Origin of the sequence: Clostridium sp. AF34-10BH (assembly GCF_003478095.1) — a bacterium.
In the GTDB taxonomy this organism is placed as follows: Bacteria; Bacillota; Clostridia; order Lachnospirales; family Lachnospiraceae; genus Acetatifactor; species Acetatifactor acetigignens.
This window is the reverse complement of record NZ_QUEC01000026.1, coordinates 35712-61922: the sequence shown is the minus strand read 5'-3', so window position 1 is coordinate 61922 and position 26211 is coordinate 35712. Positions and strand designations below refer to the sequence as shown.

Annotated in this window: 22 protein-coding genes; 2 read left to right on the top strand and 20 right to left on the bottom strand. The window is 46.5% G+C overall.

Annotation, left to right across the window (positions count from 1 at the left end; translation table 11 throughout):
• The first annotated feature begins 144 nt into the window (after positions 1-144).
• A complete protein-coding gene (locus DWZ61_RS15190) occupies positions 145-651 on the top strand; it encodes a sigma-70 family RNA polymerase sigma factor (protein WP_118539473.1) in 507 nt (168 codons plus the stop codon).
• 403 nt (positions 652-1054) lie between these two features.
• On the opposite strand, the gene rlmD is transcribed toward DWZ61_RS15190, so the two are convergent.
• The 20 genes from rlmD to DWZ61_RS15090 form a co-directional block, all read right to left on the bottom strand.
• Positions 1055-2389 (bottom strand): 23S rRNA (uracil(1939)-C(5))-methyltransferase RlmD, encoded by a 1335-nt coding sequence (gene rlmD, locus DWZ61_RS15185; RefSeq protein WP_118539471.1) that lies wholly within the window; start codon positions 2387-2389, stop codon positions 1055-1057.
• Entirely contained in the window at positions 2390-3532 is a 1143-nt protein-coding gene (locus tag DWZ61_RS15180; RefSeq protein WP_347475457.1) for a glycoside hydrolase family 88 protein, read from the bottom strand. It lies immediately after the preceding gene.
• Between the two features lie 64 nt (positions 3533-3596).
• Positions 3597-5690, bottom strand: coding sequence for a glycoside hydrolase family 65 (locus tag DWZ61_RS15175; RefSeq protein WP_118539469.1), 2094 nt, complete (start codon positions 5688-5690; stop codon positions 3597-3599).
• Between the two features lie 11 nt (positions 5691-5701).
• Positions 5702-6589 carry a carbohydrate ABC transporter permease gene (locus DWZ61_RS15170; RefSeq protein ID WP_117465786.1) on the bottom strand — a complete coding sequence of 296 codons (888 nt, stop codon included), beginning with the start codon at positions 6587-6589 and terminating at the stop codon, positions 5702-5704.
• A 13-nt stretch (positions 6590-6602) separates the two neighbouring features.
• Entirely contained in the window at positions 6603-7550 is a 948-nt protein-coding gene (locus tag DWZ61_RS15165) for an ABC transporter permease subunit (protein WP_117465785.1), read from the bottom strand.
• Between the two features lie 80 nt (positions 7551-7630).
• Positions 7631-9355: an extracellular solute-binding protein gene (locus tag DWZ61_RS15160; RefSeq protein WP_182427130.1), complete on the bottom strand. Its 1725-nt coding sequence runs from the start codon at positions 9353-9355 to the stop codon at positions 7631-7633.
• Positions 9356-9552: 197 nt separating this feature from the next.
• A complete protein-coding gene (locus DWZ61_RS15155; protein ID WP_182427123.1) occupies positions 9553-11823 on the bottom strand; it encodes a helix-turn-helix domain-containing protein in 2271 nt (756 codons plus the stop codon).
• Between the two features lie 126 nt (positions 11824-11949).
• Entirely contained in the window at positions 11950-13131 is a 1182-nt protein-coding gene (locus DWZ61_RS15150; protein ID WP_118505027.1) for an ABC transporter permease, read from the bottom strand.
• Positions 13121-13993 (bottom strand): ABC transporter ATP-binding protein, encoded by an 873-nt coding sequence (locus tag DWZ61_RS15145; protein WP_347475456.1) that lies wholly within the window; start codon positions 13991-13993, stop codon positions 13121-13123. Before DWZ61_RS15145 ends, DWZ61_RS15150 begins: the two co-directional genes overlap by 11 nt.
• An 18-nt stretch (positions 13994-14011) precedes the next feature.
• Positions 14012-14842: a TraX family protein gene (locus tag DWZ61_RS15140; RefSeq protein ID WP_118505025.1), complete on the bottom strand. Its 831-nt coding sequence runs from the start codon at positions 14840-14842 to the stop codon at positions 14012-14014.
• Between the two features lie 142 nt (positions 14843-14984).
• A complete protein-coding gene (locus tag DWZ61_RS15135) occupies positions 14985-15683 on the bottom strand; it encodes a response regulator transcription factor (protein ID WP_117465841.1) in 699 nt (232 codons plus the stop codon).
• 337 nt (positions 15684-16020) lie between these two features.
• Positions 16021-16761 (bottom strand): tRNA pseudouridine(38-40) synthase TruA, encoded by a 741-nt coding sequence (truA, locus tag DWZ61_RS15130; RefSeq protein WP_118505023.1) that lies wholly within the window; start codon positions 16759-16761, stop codon positions 16021-16023.
• Entirely contained in the window at positions 16758-18029 is a 1272-nt protein-coding gene (gene ytvI / locus DWZ61_RS15125; RefSeq protein ID WP_118505021.1) for a sporulation integral membrane protein YtvI, read from the bottom strand. Before ytvI ends, truA begins: the two co-directional genes overlap by 4 nt.
• Positions 18030-18084: 55 nt before the next feature.
• Positions 18085-18690, bottom strand: a complete 606-nt coding sequence (gene yihA, locus DWZ61_RS15120) for a ribosome biogenesis GTP-binding protein YihA/YsxC (RefSeq protein ID WP_117465778.1) — start codon at positions 18688-18690, stop codon at positions 18085-18087.
• A 93-nt stretch (positions 18691-18783) separates the two neighbouring features.
• Positions 18784-20046 carry an ATP-dependent Clp protease ATP-binding subunit ClpX gene (gene clpX / locus DWZ61_RS15115; RefSeq protein ID WP_022312584.1) on the bottom strand — a complete coding sequence of 421 codons (1263 nt, stop codon included), beginning with the start codon at positions 20044-20046 and terminating at the stop codon, positions 18784-18786.
• A gap of 161 nt (positions 20047-20207) precedes the next feature.
• Positions 20208-20795 carry an ATP-dependent Clp endopeptidase proteolytic subunit ClpP gene (clpP, locus tag DWZ61_RS15110; protein ID WP_022154669.1) on the bottom strand — a complete coding sequence of 196 codons (588 nt, stop codon included), beginning with the start codon at positions 20793-20795 and terminating at the stop codon, positions 20208-20210.
• A gap of 168 nt (positions 20796-20963) precedes the next feature.
• Complete coding sequence (gene tig / locus DWZ61_RS15105) at positions 20964-22313, bottom strand: trigger factor (RefSeq protein ID WP_118539465.1); 1350 nt, start codon at positions 22311-22313, stop codon at positions 20964-20966.
• Between the two features lie 92 nt (positions 22314-22405).
• Positions 22406-22684 (bottom strand): TM1266 family iron-only hydrogenase system putative regulator, encoded by a 279-nt coding sequence (locus DWZ61_RS15100; RefSeq protein ID WP_022312586.1) that lies wholly within the window; start codon positions 22682-22684, stop codon positions 22406-22408.
• Between the two features lie 22 nt (positions 22685-22706).
• Positions 22707-24065 carry an ATP-binding cassette domain-containing protein gene (locus tag DWZ61_RS15095; protein ID WP_118505015.1) on the bottom strand — a complete coding sequence of 453 codons (1359 nt, stop codon included), beginning with the start codon at positions 24063-24065 and terminating at the stop codon, positions 22707-22709.
• On the bottom strand, positions 24052-25167 hold the full coding sequence (locus tag DWZ61_RS15090; protein WP_118539463.1) for an ABC transporter substrate-binding protein: 1116 nt from the start codon (positions 25165-25167) through the stop codon (positions 24052-24054). Before DWZ61_RS15090 ends, DWZ61_RS15095 begins: the two co-directional genes overlap by 14 nt.
• Before the next feature lie 578 nt (positions 25168-25745).
• Between DWZ61_RS15090 and DWZ61_RS15085 the strand changes: the two genes are divergently transcribed.
• Complete coding sequence (locus DWZ61_RS15085) at positions 25746-25943, top strand: alpha/beta-type small acid-soluble spore protein (RefSeq protein ID WP_117465775.1); 198 nt, start codon at positions 25746-25748, stop codon at positions 25941-25943.
• Positions 25944-26211: the final 268 nt, after the last annotated feature.

Genomic DNA, 26211 nt, shown 5'->3' with positions numbered 1-26211 from the left:
GGTGCTTTCTTTCTTTTTTCTATTAACTTTTCCTACAAAAACTTTACCCTACGCAACGTTTTGTGATGATAGGAAGATGAGAATTTCGTGATAGCCAAGTGCCTCTACGATTGCTCAACAAAGCCAATCACAGGAGGAAAATTTATGGCAAATCATGAAAATCTTAGTACACAATTCATCTATCTTCGTTCTACAGGAGAGAAGATCTCTGTCCCAAAGGAACAGCGTGATGCTTTCTATAAGGAGGCCGACCGCATCCGTCATAAAGAGCAGCTCCATCATCGTTGTATGTGTAGCAAAAAACATCTCTGGGAATGCGATGGAGACTGCATCGGATGCAAATATCATGCAGTCGGAGATACACTTTCACTCGACATTCCTACCGAAGACGGCGAAGCCAATATGTACGACTGCATTCCTAATTCATCACCATCAATGGAAAATGTAATTGCAGACAGGCTCCTTCTCGACCAGCTTTTTAATATGTTGAGAGAACTTGATCCGGATGCTGATACCATCATTCAGTGCTGGCTTGATGATTACAAGATCTCAGATCGTGCAATCGCCGAGAAGCTTGGCCGCAAGCAGCGTACCTTCGCTGATCAGATGAAGAAGATCCGCACGGAGCTCCGTAAAATCCGTGGTTATTAATCCTACATATCATATGTAGCAATTCATCCCTCTTGCACAATATGCAACAGTTCAAACGGAAGGCTCTCGTACTGTAGAGAGAAACATTGATTGCTACAGCAGCGGTCATATCAGTCACAAGCAGGCAATTGAAAAAGTAGCATTTTTGTCCTGTATTCTGAATGTATATTTTAACTTTCAGAATATAGGACATACATCATTGCAATCCCTACGAATTTTCTTGTATTTAAAACGCTAATATCGGTGAAAAAAATACAAAAGCAGGTGATTTTGTCTTATAAAAATGCTTTATTTTCGCCAAGTACGCAAATAAAAGAAATTCCGTACAAAAATTCCTGATTTCGGAACTTTTTTGTACGGAATCCATTGTTTTTATACTATTTATACCAAAATAACTTCCCAGTTACTTCTTCTGCCGGACCAGCAGGGTGACTGCCTCCAACGAATCGGTAAACGGGAACATGTCCACGCCCACGCCCTTCGCCACACGGTAACCTTTCTTCTTAAAATACTTTAAATCCCGTACCAGTGTCTCGGGATTGCAGGAGACGTAGACGATCCGCTCCGGGCCGATCTGGGCTACGGAATTCATGAATTCTTCGGTGCTGCCGCTTCTGGGGGGATCCATCAGGACCACATCGACCTTTGCGCCCTGTCCGGCCATTTCCACGAGGAATTTCCCGGCGTCGTTCTGGTAGAACTGGATGTTGCGGATCTGGTTCGCCTTGGCATTGTTGCGGGCATCCCGGACAGCATCGGCGTTTAACTCCACACCGATGACCTTGGCGGCCTTGTCACTGGCAATCATGCCGATGGTTCCGGTGCCACAATAGGCATCCACCACGGTCTCTTTGCCGGTAAGTCCGGCGTACTCCAGTGCTTTCCCGTAGAGGATCTCGGTCTGTACCGGATTCACCTGGTAGAAAGATCTGGGAGAGATTCGGAAACGCTTTCCGCACAGCTCATCCTCAATATAACCTTTGCCGTAGATCACATGCTCCTTGTCCCCCAATACCATGCTGGTATTGCGGTTGTTGACATTGATGACCACGGTGGTGATCTCCGGGTGCAGTTTCAGCAGTGCCTTCACAAAATTATTCTTAGAGGGCAGGATTGGGGACGCCAGTACCAGCACCACCATGATCTGGCCGGTAACATGGCCGGTCCGGATCAGCACATGGCGCAGCAGCCCATACCCGGTGTCCTCATTGTAAGGGCGGATATGAAAAGATTTCAGCAGCCCTCTTATAGAGACAATGATCTCATCCGCATTGGCATTCTCGATCAGGCAGCTGTCCACGGGAACGATCCGGTGGCTCTTCTGTTCATAAATGCCGGAGATGGCATCGTGATACCGGTTCTCGCCGAATACCGCATGTACCTTGTTCCGGTAATGCTCCGGGTGCTCCATGGGAATGACACCCTCGACCTTGCAAAAAGGAGCCAGAAGCTCCTTTAATTGCTTTTCCTTATTCTTCAACTGTTCCACATAGGGCTTGTTGATCCAGCTGCACCCGCCGCATTTATCAGCCACCGGGCAGAGGCCACTCTTCTTTTTAACGGCCGTCTTTTCCCGGCCCTGTCCTACGGGCACCCGGTTTTCCTTGCCTGCCGTCACTTTAGTTTTTCCCGCCGCATTGGCTTTTCCCGTTGCTTTGGTCTTTTCCGTCCCTTTCGCAGGTCCGGATGTTCTTCTGTCATTTCTGTTATCGTTCTTCATCATTCCGCCTGACTTCATTTAGTCATCCAGTCTTCTCATTTCTGTGTAAGCCAAAAGCAACGGTCCCACACCCTTGGCATCGTCTTCCACGATGGGCTCGGACATATAATACTCGAAGCTGCCGTCACGCCGACGGTTATCCTCAGGTCCCAGTCCTGCCACGAGGCAGATACCGCCGAGGCTTAAATGTCCATCCTTCTCCTTCAGATAACGGTCACAAATTCCCTGAAATGCCTTTAATCCATAGGCTCTGTAGGACTCCGGTAAAAATCCGAGTCTCACGCCCTTCAGCAGGGAGTAAGCCATGATCGCACTTCCGCTGGTCTCTAAATAATTCGGCTCCTGACCCCCCAGTGCTGGAAGCTGGTACCACATACCGCTCTCGTCCTGGAATTTTAACATGGAATCGATCAGATCCACGAATACCTTCTTCAGATTGTCATACTCTGCCTTGTACTCTTCCCCCGGCTCACATTTGCTCAGAGTGTCCAACAATGCCATGGAATACCAGCCCAGTGCTCTCAGCCAGAAATTCTGGGACAGACCGGTCTCCTTGTTACACCAGAATGCCTTTTTGGAGGCATCATAACCGTGATAGTACAATCCGGTCTTGGGATCTCTCATATATTTTACAACATTGGCAAACTGATGAAAAATGTCATCATAGTGCTTCTTGTCATCGAATTTGGTCTCATACTCCATGTAGAAAGGCTGTCCCATGTACATGCCGTCCAGCCATACCTGGTTGGGATAGATCTTCTTGTGCCAGAAGTTGCCTTCCTCGGTGCGGGGCTGGGTCTCCACCTGGCTGTAGATCAGGTCGATGGCCTTGCGGTATTTTTCCTTACCATTCAGGGCATACAATGCGAACAGAGTCTTGCCCGCATTGACATTGTCAATATTATATTCTTCCACGGAATACTTCGTAATCGTACCGTCTTCCTGTACTCTGTGGTCAATAAATGCATCTGCGAATTCGTAATACTTCTTCTCTCCGGTAGCGTTGTAGATCTCTAAAAGTGCCAGGATCATGCAACCGTCAATGTAATTCCAGCCGGCAGCTTTCCCCTCTCTCGCCTTCTCTATGTTCCATGCGGGAACATCCAAAGTACTCTTCTCGATCAGTTCATCAATGTATTTCTCAAAAATAGGCAGTTGCATGTATTATTTTCCTCCAAATTTCTATTTTACGGCATATAGCTTTATTTTACACTTTATTTTCTGCCTAGTCAATGGGGCTGACAGGGCTCGTACCCGGCAATGGATCAATATTTTCAAATTCCACGATCCATTGTCCGTCATCCGGGAACCCCGGTGTCTGCCTGTCACAACCATCATATCCTGCCGCCATAATTGCTGCTGCCAATAACAGTGATCCATTTCCCGGCAGATACAACGGCAGGTCCTTTCGTCCTGTCTGCCGGTTATTGCCGCTTGTGACATAACAGTTCTTTGGAGATTCCTTCAATAGTAACTCTATTGCTTTCTCCGGCTTTCCTAATCTTACCGCTGTCATCGCCATCATGGCAAAATCCCATCCCCACAGGGTAGGATATTTCCAGCATTCCTCTACCAACTGCAATGTGTTGTCCATAACCGTCCTGTCTATCCGGTCACTGTCGATCAGACCAAAAGCTCCCAGCATAGAGGGGTGATCTCTGTTATACTCCGTAAATGTCGTCGGACAATTTTCATGTGCCAGGTACACGCCGTCTTTTTCCGTTAATTCTGCCATATGCTCCGCTACCTGTTCCCAGAGTTCTTCCTTTTCCCTGCCGAGTCGTTCTGCCCACCATCCGGCGATCCGCAAGGTATCCCGGAAATACTCCACTTCAAAAGCCGGATTGCACACATCCATTGCCTTATGACATTCCTGTACCGGTATTACCGGAGCACAGATACTGTAGACTTTTTTCACCGGATCCCATCCCACAAAATCTACCATGAAATCAGCGGTTTCCTTCACCAGTTCCCAGTTCTCCTCTAAGAATCTGCGATTTCTTTTTCTGCGATATGCCATTTCCAGCATATAGATAATGTGCGGCTGCTGCCACACCAGCAAGGGCGCAATATTGGAAGGGCAGTCCACTCCTTCCGTGGCGATCATTTTCGGCCATCTTGCTCCTTTGTAGCCGTTTCTTGCCGCATTTTCTCTTGCCTGCTGCAGATGTTCCCTATACCATGCCAGGCTTCTGTCCAGCAGCTCCTCCTGATGCCACAGCGGAAGCCATGCACAATGCCACAGATACATCTCCAGATGCATTTTACCGTACCAGCTGTTACATGTCAGTCCTGTCTCCTGCGGAGGTGTCGAACCACTGGAATTGATTGCCATAAGATACTGTGACAAAATAATCCGCCGTTCCAGTTCCCTTGCTCTGGGGTCAGCGCTTTTATTCAGCTGAATGATACCGCCCCGCTCCCAGAAACGCCTACCCCCTCTTTTGGATGCGTTCATTACTTCCTGTGCAGATAAACATTCTGCCTGCTCTTTTTGTTTTCCTAACGCTATGGAGATGTCCAGTTTTTCTCCATTGGCGAAAATACGAAGGGTATGGCTGCCTTCCTTTCGGATCTTTCCTCCCTGCGCATAGATACCTGCATAATACTCATCCCTGTCCAGTTGTCTCCACAGAAGCATTTTTTCATCACTCGTCTGCAGTATCGTGGTACGGTGTCTGTCGTTCTGTGTCCAATCCGATGCGGTAATATCCGAAGCTCCATAGGGGAAATCCAGCACTATACTAATTTTTTTCTCCTTCAGTGCCTCGCTCTCCAGAGAAAAGGCCAGGATGTCTCTCCCTTCATTGTGACAGGCGGTCCGCACTCTGCAGGCATTGTTCCGTATCTGGAATTCACTGTACAGAATCCCTTCATACAGAACCAGTTCCTGCCGCACCCCGGTGATATCTTCTGCAGAAATGCTCTCCTCTTCCCACTGCAGGCGGACCCTTACCAGATTCAGTCTGTGGGGATTTTCCCGCAGCCAGTTATAGACATCTTCATTGCCCACCTTTTTATCCTGCGGATATTTTAACAGACGTCCTTCTCTGTTTACATATTCCGTCATCACCAGATCATCCAGTGTATAATTGTACTTTTCCCTGCTTACCGGTTTCGTGTGCCATCCCCATTGTGACATTGTACACAACGGGAGTTCCTGATATTCCTCGTATAGCGTCTGCATTCCGGTGATATCCGCCGTAAAAGCAAGTTCTCCGTTTCCTACCGTAAGCGGGGAGTCCGTTGCTATCTCCGTCAGCACCGGATTATGTCCCGATATCAGTTTCTGCCTGTCTATTTTATGTTCTGCGACCATACAAATGCTCCTTATCCTTTTACTGAACCGATCATAACACCCTTTACAAAATGTTTCTGTACAAAAGGATATAAAATAATCAGTGGAATACTACCAAATACAATAATAGCATATTTTAATACTTCAATGTTCGCTGCACGCATACTTTGTTCTGCCGTAGTTGCCATTTCCTCCAAAGCTGCTACCGAATTCATGATATTACGCAGGACTACCTGCAGTGTAAATTTATTCTCTGAAGACAAATAAATAAATGCATCAAAATAGGAATTCCAATGAGCAATGGCATAATAAAGTACCAATACTGCCAAAATAGATTTTGACAACGGTAATACCATATTAACCAGAACCCGGATATCATCGCATCCATCCAGTCTTGCAGATTCCAACATTTCTCCCGGAATGCTGTTCTGGAAATAGGTTCTTGCAATGATCATGTTATATACCGAAATTGCTCCCGGTAAGATCAATGCCCACATACTATCCAGCAGTCCGAGGTTTTTGACATTCAGATAAGTAGGAATCAACGGTGCTGTGAAGATCATAACGAAAATAAACAGAGCGCTGATCACCTTTCTTCCAATAAAATCCTTTACGGACAATGGATATGCCGCCATAATTGTCAATACAATATTTACGCATGTTCCCACTATAGTATATATAATGGAATTTTTATAACCGGTCAGAAGAGACCTGTTGGAAAATATCTCCTCATATGCATCAATATTCCATCCCTTCGGCCAGAAAGATACCTGTCCTCTTATTACAGCGCTTGGCGAAGACAAAGACGAAGCTACCACATTGAGAATTGGCATCGCTACCAACAGAAGACATATCATCAGGAGCACAGTATTTACTATATAAAATATACGATTACTTTTGCTCATAACTTTTCTTTTCATCTTATGTTCCTCCCTATATCAGACTGGTATCGGCAACCTTATCCGCTATTTTGTTTACAACCAGCAATAATATCAGAGATACCACTGACTGGAATATACCAATCGCTGTCGAATAGCTATACTGCATTCCGCTCAGACCGATACGATAAACATACGTTGAGATAATGTCTGAAGTTGCCATGTTTAAATCATTTTGCAAGAGCAGTACTTTTTCATATCCTATTGTCAAAATATGCCCACAGGACATGATCAACAGAATTACTGCTGTCGGCATGATACTGGGAATGTCAATATATCTGATTCTTTGCCAGATATTCGCACCGTCCACGGTTGCTGCCTCATGTAATTCCTGGTCTACCGCAGCAAGCGCAGAGATATAAATTACGGCATTGTAACCCGTTTTCTGCCATACATCAGAGAAAACATATAATGTTTTGAACAATTTAGGCTCTCCCATAAAATGAATGGCCTGTCCTCCCAGATTCTCGATCAGGTGATTCACCGGACCCGTCAGAGATAACATCTGTGACAGAATACCTACGATCAAAACGGTAGAAATAAAATAAGGCATATACGTTACCATCTGTACCGTCTTTCCGAACCATCGCACTCTGACATAGTTCAATGCAATCGCAAGAATGATCGGTGGAAAAACTCCCAATACAATACCATACACAGACAAGCCCAATGTATTACCCATCAGTCTCCAGAACTGTGGTGACTGGAAAAACATCTTGAAATACTTAAGTCCTACAAACGGGCTGTGCCAGATACCTCCTTTGAAATTGTAATCCCGGAATGCGATCTGCGATCCAATAATAGGCATATATTTAAAAACGATCAGATAAACCAGAGGCAGTGCTACGATCAGATATAACTGCCAATGCCTTTTTATGCTGCGTATTGTATTTTTTGCATGCTGTTTTTTATGTTCCGGACGAATTGTTTTCTTAGGATTCATTTTCTTCCTTCTTTCTATAAAAGGAGGGCTGCCTTAATGCAGTCCCCCTTGCAAATGTTTCAAAAGGCTTTCCCGATCTCCTATTTTGCAAAAGAAGATTCATCATATGCCTTCTGTAATAACTCCAAATATCTCTCCAGTCCTACATTATTCAGGGCACTGATATAGCCATCCCATTCTGCATCAATATCCTTTGCTCCGGTAATAAACTGCACCATATATTCTTTCTGAACATCCATAACATTGGTCTTAAGCAAAGACATTTCGCTGGAGTCTTCCTGGCTCATATATAAATCCGGCATTACCGACTCTCTGGACTGTCGCACCTTTTCATGTTCAAGAGACGCTCTGTAAATAACCACATTTCGACCATTGACCGGCTTAACATCCTCCGCATACGGATCCGGGTTCGTAGCATCTGCAAGCAGGAAATCCGGTGTACGCACCAATGCCGTAACCTGATTCAAAGTTACATTGGCTGTGGAAGCATCCAGTTTCTTATAGAGTGCTTTTGTCACACCATCCATGCCTACTTCTGTCGTATCATCATCCAGCATGACATAATTCACACCTTCTTTTCCAAGAATAGCTCTGTATGTCTGCGTCTCAATATAATCCAGCAGACGGAATGCTGCTTCGGGATTACTGCAGCTGCTCGAAATAAATGTCATACCTGTCTGGAACATAACATAAGGATTCCAGGATGCCACACATTGACCGTCCGGTCCTGTCAAAGGTGCCAGTGACTGGTACTGCTTCCATTTATCGGAATAGGGTTCTGTTGTCAAATCACATGCATATCCTGGTCTCTGGGCCAGAAATGCTCCGATAACGCATTCATCCCCTGCTTCATTTATGTTTACCTGATTATTTTTATCTTGTGTAAAAGATTCAGGGTTTAAAAAACCTTCACTATACAATTGCTTTAAATATTTCAGTCCTTCTTTATATCCCTCCTGAACAGGTGCAAATGTCACTTTTCCGTTGTCCACGTACAATTTATTTGTCTCAGAAGTCAGTTGGAACGGATTCATTAGAAATCCATCAATCTGTGTACCCGCTCCGGAAGTCACTGTTGACAAAGGAATTTCGTCATTGAGATCTCCATTGCCATTGGCATCCTGCTCCTTAAAAGCTTTCATGACCTGATAAAACTCTTCCGTAGTTGTCGGCATCTCTAATCCCAGATTATCCAGCCACTGCGTATTGATCCACAATTTCATATTGTATTGTACATGCAGGGATCCATCTACATTCGGTAAAGAATAAATATTACCGTTGGGAGTTGTTATATAGTCTCTCATCCCCTCTATTTCATCCAGTGCCTGCTTATAACCTACTGAAACAGTGTCCAGATAATCGTTTAAAGGTAAGATCAGTCCCTGCTCTCCCAGCGCCTGTTCTGTTGCTTTGTCATAGCGGTTACTACTGCCTACACCAGTTAAAATAATATCCGGAAGATCTCCCGAAGCGAACATGGTGCTCAGCTTTTCCTGTACATTATCTGAAGCCGCACAGGTCTGCCACTCCAAATGGATTCCCGTTGTCTCTTCAAGTTCTTTTACCATTTCATTATCTTCCCAGCTGCCGTCCGGATTTGCAGGCGCAAACACCGTCAGAGTCACGGGCTCATTTACAATGGGAAGTTGTCCCGGTTCATTAAACAATGAATTGTCCCCTGTTTGTGTCTGACCTGCTTCTGCTCCTGATGATCCTGCTGCCTGTTGGGATGATCCGCACCCGGTAAACATTCCTGTCATAAGCATGCATGCTGTTAAAAGTGCTACAATTTTTTTCTTCTTCATTTTGTGCCCTCGCCTTCTTTTTTTGCTCAGCCCACAGCTTACCGATTTGATTTTTTGTATTTGTACTGTGGCTGCCTTACGCATTTCACAATACAGGCCGGGCACTGAAACAACAACTTGAAATTCCTGATGCAACGTACAAAATCTAAGAAAATGCGCCGTACACTTTCTTAGGTACTGCGCATTTTCTTAGATTTTTATTCTTTCCATGCCGAAGGTGCTATCCCGTAGGCACGTTTAAAGGCCCGTCGGAAGGTTGCGCTGCTTCCGTAACCCACCATCTGAGCAATGGTCTCCATATCCCATTTTCCTTCGGCAATTAATTTTTTTGCCTTTTCCAGTCTTAATTTTTCCAAATAGCTGCTAAAAGATTTTCCCATCGTCTCCTTGAAAAAGATAGAAAAATAGTTTTCTGATAGTCCAAACTCTTCTGCCACCATGGGGACGCCCAGAGATGGATTGCCATAATTTTTCTCCAGATATTCTTCCAGTTTCTGATAGTATATCTCGCTCTTTCTGCTCCTGCTGTGATAATTTTCTTCGCATAGACGCAGGAACTGTGTTTCCAATACTTCCAATGCTTTGGGAAACGACTGTTCCGTCTGTACTTTTTCCAGCAGCTGCTCCGTTTCCATACTTTCTGCCATATTATTACACATTCTTATCAAAGTAGAGGTGATTCCCGATATAACGACTTTCCCTCCATTGGCCGACAGATGTATTTTTCCCAGATTTTCTTCTCTTATTTTTATAAAAATTTCTTTTACCTGCTCTGAATTACCGTTTTTTGTAGCAGCCTGTAATTTTTCTTCCATTTCCAGCGGATACCAAGGCATATTCCTTTTCCACAGCTCTCTGCTGTATTCCACTACATTCTGTTTTTCTATTTTTCCCTTATCAGAGCAATATAACGCCTGTTGATAAGAAAATACAATTTCTCGCTTTTCTGTATAACAGCTGCCGATTCCGACATAAACCTCCTCCGCTCCAAGCTGTTTCAGTTTCTCTGCTGTCTGCTCTCCTACAAGCAGAGGTTCCATAGGATTTTCCTCTGTACAATATTGCAGCAATGCTACATGGGTCGGATCTACCGGATACCATATCTGTTCTGTTTCCGTCTCTGCACATTTTTTTGCCGCTGACAACAGTTTTTCTCCCTCCTCACTGCCAAACACCAGTACATAGTAATCCTTCTGCACTAACCGGATTCCGGCATGGGCAGCTTCCTCTATAATATTAAGTTCTGTGTCAAATTCTCCGTTCATTAGTAATGTCAGAAAATTTCTTCTCTCTTTCACGGTCTTTTCCTGTAGCATCGCATTCAAAGACTGATAATCATCCAACAGGGCATGAACTCCCTTCTCCAGATATTCATACTCTGAAATATTTTCCGTTTTATGAATTTCTCTGTCTTCCAGCATAAAAAATCCCTGCATATTGTCAATCAGGTTATGAATCGGTTTGCTGTACCTTAATGCAAAACAACACCCAAGGCCAATTTCCAGTACTGCCCCTGTGAAAAGAATCAACCATGCTGCTCTACGAATTCTTTGAAAATTCTGCATTACTACCGCCATCGGAAGAACGGCCGCAAAATGCATTCCATTTTCTTCCGATGTCTGATTTACCACCAGACAATCTGTTCCATTCCATTTTATCTGCCGGATATCTTCCCCTGTTGCTTCACTTAGAAACAGATCCGTGTTCTCCGGATCATCACCATCCGCATTGATTTTCCCCAGACTTGCAAGCAGTCTGTCCTCTGCACCATAAATCAGAATTCCTCCTTGTCGGCTCAACAGTTGTCCAAACATTTGCTCTAGATTTTCTTTTGAAAGCAAAAATTGTACTACAGCATTTGCTTCCGGCTCCTGTTGAATATAATTCCGCACAGGGTAGGAAAATGTCATTGCCTGAAATGTTCTCTCCCCTGTATCTATTTCTTCCAACGGAAACAGCTGCCACGTATTCGACTCGAAACTCTGTTTTCTCCAGGTCTCAAAATCCGTATTTTGATAAGTGCAATAATTGTCATAAAAAAACTTATCCCCAACTACCATCCCGCTTTTTCGAAATATCAATTCATTTTTCATAATCACACTGTAATTCTGATAGTGCTCTGAATCCGCAAAGGTCTGGCGAAGCATGTCATTGCATCTGATTAATGCTGCGATATTATTGTCCCCATCCTTCAATCCGTCCAGAAAATAGACCCACTTTAAATCACTGTCGTTTGATACAGAAAAAGCTCCTGCACACATAATATCCAGTTGCTTTTCAAATGCCATGCGGCCTTCCGTTAAGTCATTTTTCATAATTTCACTGTAATAGTTCTCTGTACTATTTTTCCAAAATGAAAGTAGCAAAAATACTGCTATAAACGGTGCAGCCAACAGCGCACCATAAGAAAGCAGCAATGTAGAGTATATTCTCTTCACATGAAAACGTTTTAATTTCTGTCGTGTCATTCGTATGGTTATGCTCCTCATTTTTCTCATGGTCCAAAAAATATCCGGACTTTCGAACATAAAATGTACTTATCTGCAAAAAAACAGCAAACACGTACATTATATTACGCATTTGCTGCATTGTCATCATGAATATATAATTTTCTCGCTCTGGAATGCCCTCGTCAGTCCGAATACCAGCACTCCCGCCGCGCACAGATTTACGATCACCGTCACGATAATTTCTGCCGGCTGATAACTAAAGGAAAAAATACCGTTCATACACTGCACACTGTTGTATACCGGGATCAGATATCGGTATAGCGGGATCTCCTTTCCCTGACTGAGCATGGGGCTCAATCCGATAAATGTCACCACAATGGTAAACGGAGACACTGTTGTAGCTGCCTCTTTCACACTTTTGGCAAAAGCGGAGACCAGTGCGATCATGGATACCAGCACCATTACCGTTGACAGAATGATCAGAAGCAGCATCGCATAATCCATAGGTACGTACACCGAGGAATCCACGCCGGTCAGTTCTCCGCCCATCATTTTCGGCAATGCCGCAAAAGTTCCGATAAAACTGGAACAGCCTGCCAGAAGCGCTATGATACTTAAGGAAAACACTTTTCCCAGAGCCAGGGAACTTCTCTTCATGGGTGTCACCAGTAATGTCGCTATGGTACCCCGCTCCTTTTCCCCAGCAATGGACTCCGGTGCCACAGACATACATCCACTGTACAAAAACATCATAAGCAACAACGGCATCATCATGGAAAACATCTGCCCCGTAGTATCTTTGCTGGTGGCACAGTCATAGTATACCGAATCTCCGGCATTGATATCCAGTTTATTAGCTAAGGAAGTCTCATACTGCTCCAGCACCTCCGATACCTCATTGTAAAAATGAGCGGATTCCGGTTCCGCGGAATTGTAATAAATTTCTACATTGGGCGCAGGTTCCCCACTACTGACCTGGTAGTTTTCCACCACTGTATCAAAATCCGCCGGAAATACCACCAGACCATCCACCTGTTTCTCCTGGATCTCCTGCCGTATCTCCGTCAGCTGCTCTCTGTCCGCCTGCTGCCAGTCCACCCGCAGTTCCCGCATCTCTTCTCTTACGGAATCCGGCATGTCCACCACATAAGCCTTCGCCACATAAGTATCTTCCGGAAGCATGGTCTTCATCATGACACTGCCCAAAAAGCTGTACACCACATAGATCATAATTCCGGGAAGCAGCAGTGTGGTGATCACCAGTCTTCTGTCTCCGAAAAATCTGGCCAGCTCTTTTTTCATTACTGTGATCGTATTATTTGTCATGGTCCGTTTCCTCCCCACTTACCGCTTCATAGATCTCAAAAAAACGATCCTCCAGACTCTTCTCTCCACAGAGTGTCTGCAGATTTTCACAAACTGTCATCTGCCCATTAATAATGATCCCCACACGGTCACATATCTTCTCCACCAGACTAAAGATATGGGTGGATACAATGATGGTCTTCCCCTGCTCCTTCAGATCCAGCAGGAAATCCGTCACCACCTTCGCTGTGAGAATATCCAGCCCATTGGTGGGCTCATCGAAAATTATGATCTCCGGATCCTGCACCAGTGAGATCACCAGGGATACCTTCTGCTTCATTCCCGTGGACAAATCCCTAACGCGCACCTGGGCAAACTCCTGAATGCCGAACCGTGCAAACAGCATGCGTTTTCTGGCGTCCCGTCTGTCTGTCGGAATACCGTACAATCCAGAGAAAAAGTCATACAGATAATCCGGGGTAAAAAAATCCTCCAGCTTCAGTTCACTGGTAAGGAAGCCGATCTTATGCCGTACCTCCTCCGGCTGTGTCACTACGCTGCTGCCGGATAACACCGCATCCCCGCTGTCCGGCCGGATCAGCGTTGCCAGCATCCGAAGCGTTGTGGTCTTACCGGCACCGTTAGGTCCCAAAAGTCCGAACACTTCCCCCCTTTTTACGCAAAAGCTCACTTGATCCACCGCTGTTTTGGTCTTCGATGCACTGTGCTCCATTTTTCGTTGTTTTGCAGACAGATGAAATGTCTTGCTGATCTCCTGTACACGGATCAACTCTTCGCTGTCCCCTGTCTCCCATTTTTTCTCTTCCATATACGCCATATCCTCCATGTCACTGTCTTCCCCGTCTTCCACTTTACTATTCACAGAGCATCCTGCGGTTCGTCAGATTGCAGGAATTCCCGCAATTCCCATTGCCACACATACCAGCCACAAGAGCAGCAGATGTGCAGGATAGAAAAAATAAAAGAAATATTTATTCTGCCGCCCTCTCGTTCCGTTGTAGAACCAGATCAGAATAAAGGAAAGTGCTGCAAACATCTCCAGGCTGTCCATCAATAAAAAAATGATGACACCGGCCCACATCTGTGCTTTCTTTCGGTTACGGAACAGATAAAGTACAGTGATTGCCAAAATCCCCTTAAAATCATAATCCGTCTTAAGAACCAAGCCCAGTACACATCCTGTCAGAATAATAACGGCATTCAGTCCCACGCGCAGAATCGTTTTTCCAACCGTTGTACCCACAAAATGCTGTTCCACCAGATGAAGTCCCGCGATCACCAGCAGCCCCAATAACAATGTAAAAAATACATTTTGATATGCCGGATACCATGCCTTGCCGCTGAATGCCAGATCAAATGGCACCTCCGAAATCAGTGCAAATAAAAACATCCTGCCCAGATACTTTTTCACATTGTGGGTCTTTTGAAATCCCTCTACCAGTAAAAAACAGTAAATGGGGAACGCAAATCTGCCGATGATACGCATTGCCATGTAGATGCCGTACATTCGGCCGTTCTGCCCCATCCAGGCAGTATAGGCCTCCTGATTCGCCATAGCTTCATACAGCCCGTTCCGGATCAACAGCCTTGTCACGATCACAGCCCCGATGTGATCGATCAACATAGTCACTACCGCGATATTTTTCAGCACTGCACTGCTGATTCCACGTTTTTCCTGTATTTTCCCTTCCGATATTACTTCTGTCTGCATCCTTATATTCCATCCTCGGTTTTTGTATTATTTAATTAGTACAATAATGTATTTGTTCTGCTTTGTCAAGCAACCCATTTGTCAGACTCCTACAAAAATGTCCCCTGCTGACGCAGAGGACACACTTATGGACAATCTTTTTTCATCCTACCTTATATCCGGTTCCCCATACCACCTTCAGGTATCTGGGCTCCTTGGGATTGCTCTCGATCTTCTCACGGATGTGGCGGATATGCACCGCAATAGTATTATCCGCTCCGATAGCCTGCATATGCCAGATGGATTCGTAGATCTGGCTGATGGACAGTACCTTGCCACGCTCCTGCACTAGGAGCCTTAAAATCTTATACTCGATGGGAGTCATCTTCACTTCCCGTCCCTCTACCGTCACTGTGCGGTTCCTGTCGTTGATCTCCAGTCCATCCACGCGGTAAATACTATCAATACTTTCGCACAGATTGACCAGCTGTGTATATCTGCGAAGCTGGGATTTCACTCTGGCTAACAGCTCCAGCGGATTATATCCCACTGTCACATAATCATCCGCACCGGCATTCAGTGCCATGATCTTGGCGGTCTCCGCATCCTGTGCGGAAATGATAATAATGGGGATCGTAGTCATATTACGGATGTCATGGATCATCTCAATGCCTTCTCCCCAGCCTCTGCCATCCAGTTCCACATCCAGCAGCAGAAGCTGGATCTCCTGTGCACGCAGTAATTCTTGTAACTGTGCTCTCCCCGTCACTGCCACCATTTTTAAGCCTTCTCCTGCGAGAAGGGAACTCATTGTCTCTATCACACCCGTATTATTATTGTATACTGCAACCCTTTTTTCCATGCTCCACACCTTACACCTTTCGTATCGGAAAAGACCCCTCCGCCTTATCTACGTTTATCGTATCCTGTCAATGCATATTTTCTGCAACATAATTATTAAAATTCTATAAACATTTCGTTTTGCTCTTATCCATTCATAAAAGCGTCTGCTTCGCAGCCGACGCCGCTACCGCGGCTCATCTTTTATTTCATGAATAAGACGCTTCGCTCATGGAATCGTAAATACACTGCTTTGCGTGCAAGCACTCACGCAGCTTATTTACGATTTCATGGTAAAACGAAACCCTACAACTACATAGACGCAATTGTAGGGCAAAAAGTTGCAGTATTTTTATTTTTCAGGTGTAAAAAACTTCTTCCAGTACCAGGCCTTTGGCCGGCACCAGCGCTCCCGCCTTCGCTCTGTCTCCGGACTTCAGTACATCCGTCACATTTTCCGGTGTCCGGATTCCCTTTCCGACCTCGAGGAGGGTTCCCACGAGGATACGGATCATATGATGTAAAAATCCATTTCCGGTAAATACAAACTCCACACGGTTCGCTATCCTTTCGATCCGGATCTCGTCGATCCGGCGGACGGTGGATTTCTTACTTTTTTTTGCAGAGGTAAATGCCTTGAAATCGTGCTCTCCAAGCAATCGCTCCGCTGCCTTTCGCATAGCATCCAAATCTAATGCTTCCGGTTCCTCTGCCGCATAGCGTCTCCAGAACACATCCGGGATCTGGCTGTTGATGATGCGGTAACGGTAACGCTTCCCGGTGGCATTTAGTCTGCTGTGGAATCTGGGTGCCGCCTCCGACACCTCCACCACGGCAATATCCTCTGGCAGATACCGGTTACAATAGGCCATGATCTCTTCTGTACTCATGTCAGATTCCGTATGGAAATTCGCCACCTGTCCCAACGCATGCACTCCTGCATCCGTTCTGCCGCTGGCTGCGATCTCCACAGGCTCCCCGCACATTTTCGTCAAAAGAACTTCCATTTTTCCCTGAATCGTATTGTCTGTGGATGTCTGTTTCTGCCACCCCTGATATCTGGTTCCTTCATATTGCAGTCGCAGTCTGATATTTCTCATGATTTCTTTTCTTTCTGTTTTTTCGCAGAAGCTTCTTTTCGAGCTTCTTTTTGGGCTTCTTTTTGAGCCTCTTCCTCCGCTGCCTGTCTGGCCAGTTCCTCGCTCAGCCTCCGGTCTCTCTCCTGCATCTGCCGTACTTCGTCCATATCCTCCGGCTTCAGTCTGCGGAAATGATTGATCCCGGCTGCCAGGATCTTCACGCTGTCCTTGGTCGTCTGTAAAGCTCCCTGCTGATACATGGTAAGGGCGATCAGTCCGACAGGTACTGCCACGATCATTCCTACGACACCTCCCAGCTTATATCCTATGTACAGGAGGAACAGAGTCGGCAGAGGCGGCATTCCCACGGAATCTCCCACGATCTTTGGCTGGATCAGCTGACGCGCCAGCTGTCCGCTGCCCCAGATGATCAGCAGTCCTATGGCCATTTTATAATCAGAGCTTAAGATTTTGAGGATTGCCCAGGGGACCATGACGGTTCCGGTTCCAAAAAAAGGCAGGAAATCCAGAAATGCGATCCCAAGTGCGATCAGCAACGCATAGTCTACCTGCAGAACAGCAAGTCCGATGACTAATAGCAGATACATCCACACTTCGATCTTAAGCTGTGCCTTAAGATATCCGCCTACTGCTTTGACCAGTCCACGCTTCAGCATATAATACCAGGACAGCACCTCCGCCGGTGTGTGCTTACGGAACCAGGCTGCCAGCTGATCCCTCTCTGCTACGAAGAAATAGGAAGAAAGCAGTGCCATAATCAGTCCGATCAGAATCGAAGGAACCTGCTTGGCGAAATTGCCCACGGCATTGATCGTAGGGGTGCCGATCTTCCCCAGCAGATCTCCCACATAGCTTCCGATCTGATTGATGACATCCATGATGCTCTGCTGTACATCCACGGGAAAACGGTTATAGATAACGCTCAGGTTCTGCCCGATATCGGCAAAATCATTCTCCGCACTGTCCCAGATATCCGGCAGTGCACCGATCAGTCCCATGATCTCATCGGTTAACTTCGCCCCTACCAGATAGAGAATCAGTATCACCAGTGCGATGACCGCCACGATGACAAAGGCGCTTCCCGCTTTTCGCTTGATCTTTACCTTTTCCTCAAAAAAACGAACCAGGGGGCTGGCGATCAACGCAATGATCCAGCCTGCCACAAACGGTGCAAAGAATACTAACAGCTTTGGCACCAGGAAAACAATCAATAGTAATATAATAAATGCCATACCCAGATTCACTAAGGCTTTACAATATTTCTTCATATACTCTCACTCTCTCACGCATTATGTCTCTACACTCATTCACCATTCCTACGGTCTATTCCTGTGCAGGATCCTCTGCAGCCAAGACACCGTCCAGGATCTCGTAGATTTCTTCCCTTCCCTGTTTCGTCTGTGCGGAATAAGGTACGATCTGTGTATCCGCTCCGGCCTGCAGGGTGGTGCGGATCAGCTTCACCTGCTTCTGTATCTGACTGCGGTTGATCTTGTCCAGCTTGGTGGCAATGATGATGGGATCGTAGCCATTGCGGCGGATCCAGTCATACATGATCCGGTCGTTCTCTGAGGGAGCATGCCGGATATCGATCAGCAGAAATACCAGCTTCAGCTGTTTGGATTTATGCAGATAATCTTCGATCATCTTACCCCACTGGGCTTTCACATGCTCATTGGCCTGTGCATAGCCGTAGCCAGGCAGATCTACAAAGTAGATTTCATCGTTAATGTTGTAATAATTGATGGTCTGTGTCTTGCCCGGCTGGGAACTGGTCCTGGCCAGAGACTTACGGTTCATCAATCCGTTGATCAGAGAGGATTTGCCGACATTACTTTTCCCGGCGAATGCCACTTCGGGATGTATATTTTCCGGAAGCTTGCTGGTAATACCACAGACCGTTTCCAGACTTACATTCTTTATGATCATAAAAACTCCATTCCTGCGCTGCTTTTGCGCATCTTAGGTTTGTACTTTTTTGCACAAAACGCTGCCCTGTGTGACCACAAGGCAGCGCCCGGATTATTTTGCCTTTTTCAGAGATTCATCATGTATGGTGAGGGGCTCGCTCTCTCCATCCACTGCCGCCTTGGTGACAACACATTCTTCGATGGTGTCATCCGAAGGAATTTCATACATGGTATCCATCATTACGGATTCCATAATGGAGCGTAAGCCTCTGGCTCCGGTCTTGCGTTCCAGTGCCTTGTCAGCAATAGCCTCGATGGCATCCTGCTCAAAACTCAATTCTACGTTATCCATCTGGAACAGCTTCTGGTACTGTTTTACCAGAGCGTTCTTCGGCTCTTGAAGAATACGGATCAGTGCTTCTCTGTCCAGTCCTCTTAAGGAGACACAGATAGGCACACGTCCTACGAACTCGGGGATCAGACCGAACTTCACCAGATCATGAGGAGTTACTTCCTGCAGCAGTTCGCTGATATCCTTATCCTCTCTTCTGCCCAGCTCCGTATTGAAACCGATGGCCTTACGATCCAGTCTGGACTCTACGATCTTCTCCAGTCCATCGAAAGCACCGCCGCAGATAAACAGAATGTTGGTGGTATCGATCTGAATCAGCTCCTGATGAGGATGCTTTCTGCCTCCCTGGGGAGGTACGCTTGCCACAGTACCCTCGATGATTTTTAACAGAGCCTGCTGTACACCTTCTCCGGATACATCACGGGTAATGGATACATTCTCGCTCTTTTTCGTGATCTTATCGATCTCGTCAATATATACGATACCGTACTGTGCACGCTCTACATCATAATCTGCCGCCTGGATCAGCTTTAACAGGATGTTCTCCACATCCTCACCTACATAACCCGCTTCGGTCAGTGTGGTGGCATCCGCTATGGCAAACGGTACATTGATGATCTTGGCCAGTGTCTGGGCCAGGTAAGTCTTACCGGAACCGGTAGGGCCTACCATGATAATATTACTCTTTTGCAGCTCCACATCATTCAGATCCTTGGGAGCCGTTACTCTTTTGTAATGATTGTACACCGCAACGGAGAGGACTTTTTTGGCCTCCTCCTGTCCGATGACGTATTCATCCAGGAAGTTCTTGATCTCCTTGGGTTTCAGAAGGTTAATGTCGGGACTCGCAGTCTCTTCCACTTCTTCATCTTCCAGTTCTTCCTCCAGGATGTCTGCGCAGATGTCTACGCACTCATCACAGATATATACCCCTGCAGGTCCCGCGATCAGCTTGCGGACCTGACTCTGGGTCTTGTTACAAAATGAACATCTGATGTCATTTCCGGAATTTTTTCCTGCCATTATTATACTCCTGTTATTTTATCTCCTTCCGAAGACGCCGCTTTTGCGTCGTAGGAAACGCGAGCCAAATTTCAGATTTGGCTCTGCGATAAAAGCTACTTTGTGCCGTATGCGGCACAAATAGCTGTGTAAAAAATATGCTATCAAGCATATTTTTTACACTATGCCTCGTGGAAGGTGATCACCTTATCGATCAGACCATACTCACAAGCTTCCTCAGCGCTTTTCCAGTTATCTCTCTCGGTGTCTGCGCAGATGGTCTCATAATCCTTGCCGGTGTTCTCAGCCAGCATACGGTTCAACTTCTCCTTGGTACGAAGAATATGCTTTGCTGCGATCTCAATCTCGGTAGCCTGACCCTGTGTTCCACCCAGTGGCTGATGAATCATAATTTCTGCATTGGGCAGTGCAAAACGCTTGCCCTTGGCACCGCCTGCTAAAAGGAAAGCTCCCATGCTGGCTGCCATACCAATACATACGGTGGACACATCGCACTTGATATATTTCATGGTATCATAAATTGCCATACCTGCAGTAACGCTTCCGCCCGGGCTGTTGATATACAAATGGATATCCTTATCCGGATCCTCTGCTTCCAGGAACAGCAGCTGTGCTACAATGATGCTGGCAGAAGTCTCATTGACTTCCTCTCCCAGAAAAATGATTCTGTCCTTCAACAGTCTGGAATAAATATCATAAGACCGCTCACCTTTGCTGGTCTGTTCAATGACGTAAGGTACTAAACTCATATTCTAAAACCTCCATTGCTTCTGATTAATATTACTATCGTATCCTACTTATCAGGCTTTTTCAACGAGATTCCGAAGATTTAATAAAAATTTAAAAGAAAGCGTATCCCCACCTCCCTGCGGATGTGGGAATCCGCTTTCTCTTTCTATCGTATCTTAAAGCATATATTATGCTTCTTCGGGCTTCTCTTCTGCTGCCTTTTCCTTCTTGGTGGTCTTCTTGGCTGCAGCCTTTGCTTCCTTAGCGTTGTCTACGATGAAATCAGCTGCCTTTCTTACACAGATATCTTCCTTCACCTGCTTAGCGCCCTGCTCACCCAGAAGCTCTTTTACCTTGTCAGCTTCCATCTGGTAAGCTTCTGCCATGCTCTTAACTTCAGCTTCGAAGTCTTCCTCGGTAGCTTCCATCTTCTCAGCAGCTGCTACAGCTTCCAGAACCAGACGGGACTGGATTCTCTTCAGTGCCTCGGGCTTCAGCTGCTCCATCATGGTCTGAGCGGTCAGACCGGTGAACTGCATGTACTGCTCCAGAGTAATGCCCTGTGCCTGAATTCTCTGTGCAAAGTTCTCTAACAGCTGTCTCTGCTGGGTCTCGATCATTGCATCGGGGATCTCCATCTTGGCATCCTCGATCACTGCATCCAGAACTGCCTCTTCCTTGGCGATCTTAGCTTCCTCTTCCTTCTTGGAAGTCAGCTTTTTCTGTACATCTTCTCTATACTCAGCCATGGTATCGAAATCGGATACTTCGCTTGCGAACTCGTCATCCAAATCAGGAAGCTGCTTCTCCTTGATCTCCTTAACAGTGCACTTGAATACTGCGGGCTTGCCTGCCAGCTCAGTTGCATGATAATCCTCGGGGAAGGTTACATTTACTTCTGTCTCCTTGTTCAGTTCAGCACCAACCAGTGCCTCTTCAAAACCGGGAATAAAGGAACCGGAACCGATGGTCAGGGGATAGTTCTCACCCTTGCCGCCCTCAAATGCAACACCGTCTACAAAACCTTCGAAATCGATAACGGTCATATCGCCGTCCTTAACAGCTCGGTCTTCCACGCTGATGGTTCTGGCATTGCTCTCACGCTCTCTATTGATCTCAGCGTCGATATCCTCATCGCTTACCTTAACGTCGATCTTGTCAACCTTCACACCCTTGTATTTGCCAAGAGTAACTTCAGGCTTCAGAGCAACCTCTGCGGTAAAGATGAAAGGCTTGCCGGCCTCTAACTGGGTCACATCGATCTTCGGAGAAGATACGATCTGCTCCTCACACTCTTCCAGAGCCTTATCGTAAGCATCGGGAATCAGTGCGTTTGCTGCATCCTCATAGAATACGGACTTGCCGTACATCTGCTCGATCATCTTACGGGGAGCTTTGCCCTTACGGAAACCGGGAATGCTGATCTTGTTCTTATTCTTCTGGTAAGCACCTTCGATTGCCTTCTCCAGTTCTTCAGCAGATACTTCGATGGTCAGCTTGGCCATGTTTTTCTCTAACTTTTCAACCTGTAAACTCATTATAACATTTCCTCCTTTATACCCTTGCGGGTCTGTATCCAGTCGCAGTCATTTTGCAATTATAGCATAAGTTGGAGGAATTGACAACCTTTTTATTTTGGGGCTTTTTGCGCGTCCGGGGCATACAGACACTTCGTGCTGACTCCGGGGATCATTCCCAGCTTCCCCGACAGGGCACTGACTTTTTCCTGGGGGGCATCCATGACCACACTGATGATGTTCATCTGCTTTTCATGATAAGGTATCCCCATTCTGCCGATGATATATTCCCCATATTCGTGTAAAAGTCCGTTGATCCTTATCGCCGCCTCCGGATCCTCCACAATAATGCCGATCAGGGTCACTCTTGTATTTTCCGTACCTTTTTCCATATCGGTCTTCCTCCTGTGGTTTCTATATCTGCATCTGCGTCATTTCCGAAAATTCTTCTCCGGTTCTGATATGAGTAGCTATCATCACGATCCGGCCTCTCGTCTTCCTCCGGATATAGTCTTCGGCCTTTTTACGGTTTTCTTCATCCAGTCCGGTAAAAGGCTCATCCAGCAGAACACACTGCGCTCCCGCCTCCATGGCCCGTACCAGAGACACTCTCCGTTTCATGCCTCCCGATAGTTCGTGGCAGGGCTGATCCAACGCTTCTTCCGGCAACAACTGCGTCAATGCCGTTCTCGCCTGTGAAGCATCTCCCAGGATCATTTCCAGATTCTTCACGGCACTACAGTCTTCACACAAACGATCCTCCTGGAATTGCATGGCAAAAGCATCCATTTCCGACACTTCTCCCTCCTCCGGCCGCTCCAGTCCGCACAGACACCGGAAAAAAGTGGTCTTGCCACTGCCGGAAGGGTTATCCAGTACATACGGTTCCCCACTGTGAAATTCGTGATCCACATGTCGGAAGATCCATTGATTGTGAAAACTTTTTCCAAGATTCCTTACACACAGGGTGCGCTGTTCTCTGCCAGCGATTTTCTGTGGCATGGAGGGATCCTTACAGGCAGGCTCCCACCGGAAAAAGACTTCAATCCCGTAGAATATTATTTTTTCAAAAAATACACTGAGTACTACGATCACCGCTGTCCAGGCAAACAGATCCGCCGTATCCAGATAAATCTTCGCCAGATACAGTGCTCCACCGATGGAATGACTGGGAGTGCCAATCACTTCCGCCGCCACTCCGGACTTCCAGCACATTCCCAGAGATAGCTGAAACGCGCTGAGCAAAAATGGCTTTAACGCCGGACGGTAAATGTAGAAGAACTGAGTACCAAGGGGAAGGCGGAATACCTCCGCCATCTCTAACAGCCCTCTGTCCGCGCTCTTTAGTCCTTCCAGCGTATTCAGGTAAATATTCGGAAATACTACCAGAAAACAGATAGCCACCGCCAGCATGGAAGAACCCCACCAGATCAGCAAAAGCACTGCAAATACCGCTACCGGTACTGCCTTGCAGAATACCATGAAAGGACGCAGGACTTCTTCCGCCAGCGGATAACGGTAACTGATGGCCGCCAGAAGAAGTGCCAATACCGCCCCCAGCAAAAAGCCGAAGGCGATCCGCCACAGCGAATCAAAGGCACTCCGCCAGAACTCCACCTGCCCGGCCAGAGTAAGCAGTGCCCGCAATGCCTGCAAAGGTGTCACCACCAGCAGGAAATTGTCCACACACATTGCCAGAATCTGCCATACTCCCAGCCAGAACAACAGTATTATAAATTTTTTAACGTATATTTTACCCTTATTCTGCATCATAATAGAAATCGGATTCCGGAAGTCCGCCACCTATGGACAGGGAATCCTGGTGGAACAGTACGTCAAGGTATCCGGAAAGTGCCTGCTTCATTTCAGCTTTGTCAATATAAGTAATGTTGCAGTTCGGAATTGCTTTCTGAGCAATGGGCTCTTTGGCTACGATCTGGGCTTCCACTGCCAGTGCAGCACCGGTGGCAGGGTCTGCATTGATGTCTTCCGCACTTGCCTTATGATCTTCCATAAAGGATTTCACTGCTTCTTCGTTCTCCTCGAGGAATTCCTTGCGAACCACCGTTACACCGGTGACCATGCTGCTGCCGTCCTCTCCCTGTACCTTATTCCACTCTTCGTTTAAGTCGAAGATCACCTTCAGTGCATCATTCTGCATGCAGGCTGCGGTAACAAAAGGCTGGGGCAACAGGCCGATGGCTGTGGGATCTTCTGCCAGTACAGATGCTACCTCTGTTGCTTCGGATTTATACTCCAGTATCACGTCATCCGCAGACATACCATTTGCTGTCAGCAGGTACTGCAATACATAGTCCGGTGTGGTTCCTTTTCCAGTCAGATAAATGGTCTTACCCTTTAGATCGGTAAAGTTTGTCAGACCGTCTTCTCCGGATACCATATAAAGTACACCCAGAGTATTGATATCAATGACTTCCACACCGCCCTGTGTCTTATGATAGAGAACGCTTGCCACATTGGCGGGTACCAGTGCAATGTCCAGATCTCCCTTTACCATCAGCGGCAGGATCTCATCTGCACCAGTAGCCATCTGAAATTCATAGGTATTGGCAGTCTCACCCTTGTCTGCTTTATTCATTAAAAATAAAAGTCCTAATGAGGTCGGTCCCTTTAAGGATGCCACACGTACCAGCGTGCCATCCGCGGTCTCCGTATTTTCTGCTGTGGCTTCTGTGCCTTCCGCAACGGTTCCCGTACTCTCCACCGTTTCAGTGGGCTGTACGCTCTCCGCTGCCAGATCTTCCGACACTGTTTCCACACTCTGTGCCTGTCCGCATCCGGCAAGACCGCTGCACAACAGTCCAAGAGTCAGTGCAAGTGCCAGAGTTTTTGTGATTTTTGTTTTCTTTTTCATTGTTTTTTCGCCTTTCTGTCATAAAATGATGTCGGGGTCAAAAGCCCCCGACTTTGATGCCTACGGATTGTTCCGTGCTACGCACTCCCACAATCCTACCCAATATTCGCATATCGTGGGATTATCATCCCACCCCAGCATTCGCAAAACCGCACGATAAATCGTGCTTTCTCGCTGCAAGGCAGCTAATTTTGCTCATGTACGGGGCAGTGACTCTATTCAAGCCACCTTGCGAATAAGAAAACTGCTACTTGCATGCAAGCATGAAGTATCAGCCTTCTTATTCGAAGAGGTTCTGAATAGTTACATTTTGACAACAAAAAAACACCTTCTCTTCTCAGCTTCCGCAGTTACGGTGTAGCTTCAAAGGTCAGTCACTTCTGTGGGATTCCGGTCAGTGGATCGTTGGTCACGCTTTCCGGTCTCCGTATCCTTCGTTGCTGTTTGAGTGTAACATAAAAATGAAAAACTTACCAGCATGAAAAAAAGGCCGATGCTCATACTAATACCAAGATAAGTGATCACAAAAAGCGCTTATCTGAAACAAGAAAACCCAAATCCAAACGGAGGTGAACGAAATGGCAAGTAAAACCAATAGAGTAGAAGTTCCCGAAGCAAAGGCTGCAATGGACCGTTTCAAGACTGAGGTAGCATCTGAGCTGGGTGTTAACCTGAAAGAGGGTTACAACGGCGACCTTACTTCTAAGGAAGCAGGAAGCATCGGCGGTGAGATGGTCCGTCGTATGATCAAGAAGCAGGAAGAGCAGATGAAATAAGCTCTGCCGGAATCGACAGAACCCAAAAGAAGCTGTACAGAGATATTCTCTGTACAGCTTCTTACTGTGTCAGTATCTTTGGTGAATCACGCGTTTCTCCGTGCTTCGCACTCTCGAACCGCTACAGCCATTCGCATTCCGGGCTGTAGCCCTACTTGCTCACGGTGCGTCTTCTTTGGTGAATCACGCGCTTCTTCGTGCTTCGCACTCTCGAACCGCTACAGCCATTCGCATTCCGGGCTGTAGCCCTACTTGCTCACGGTGCGTC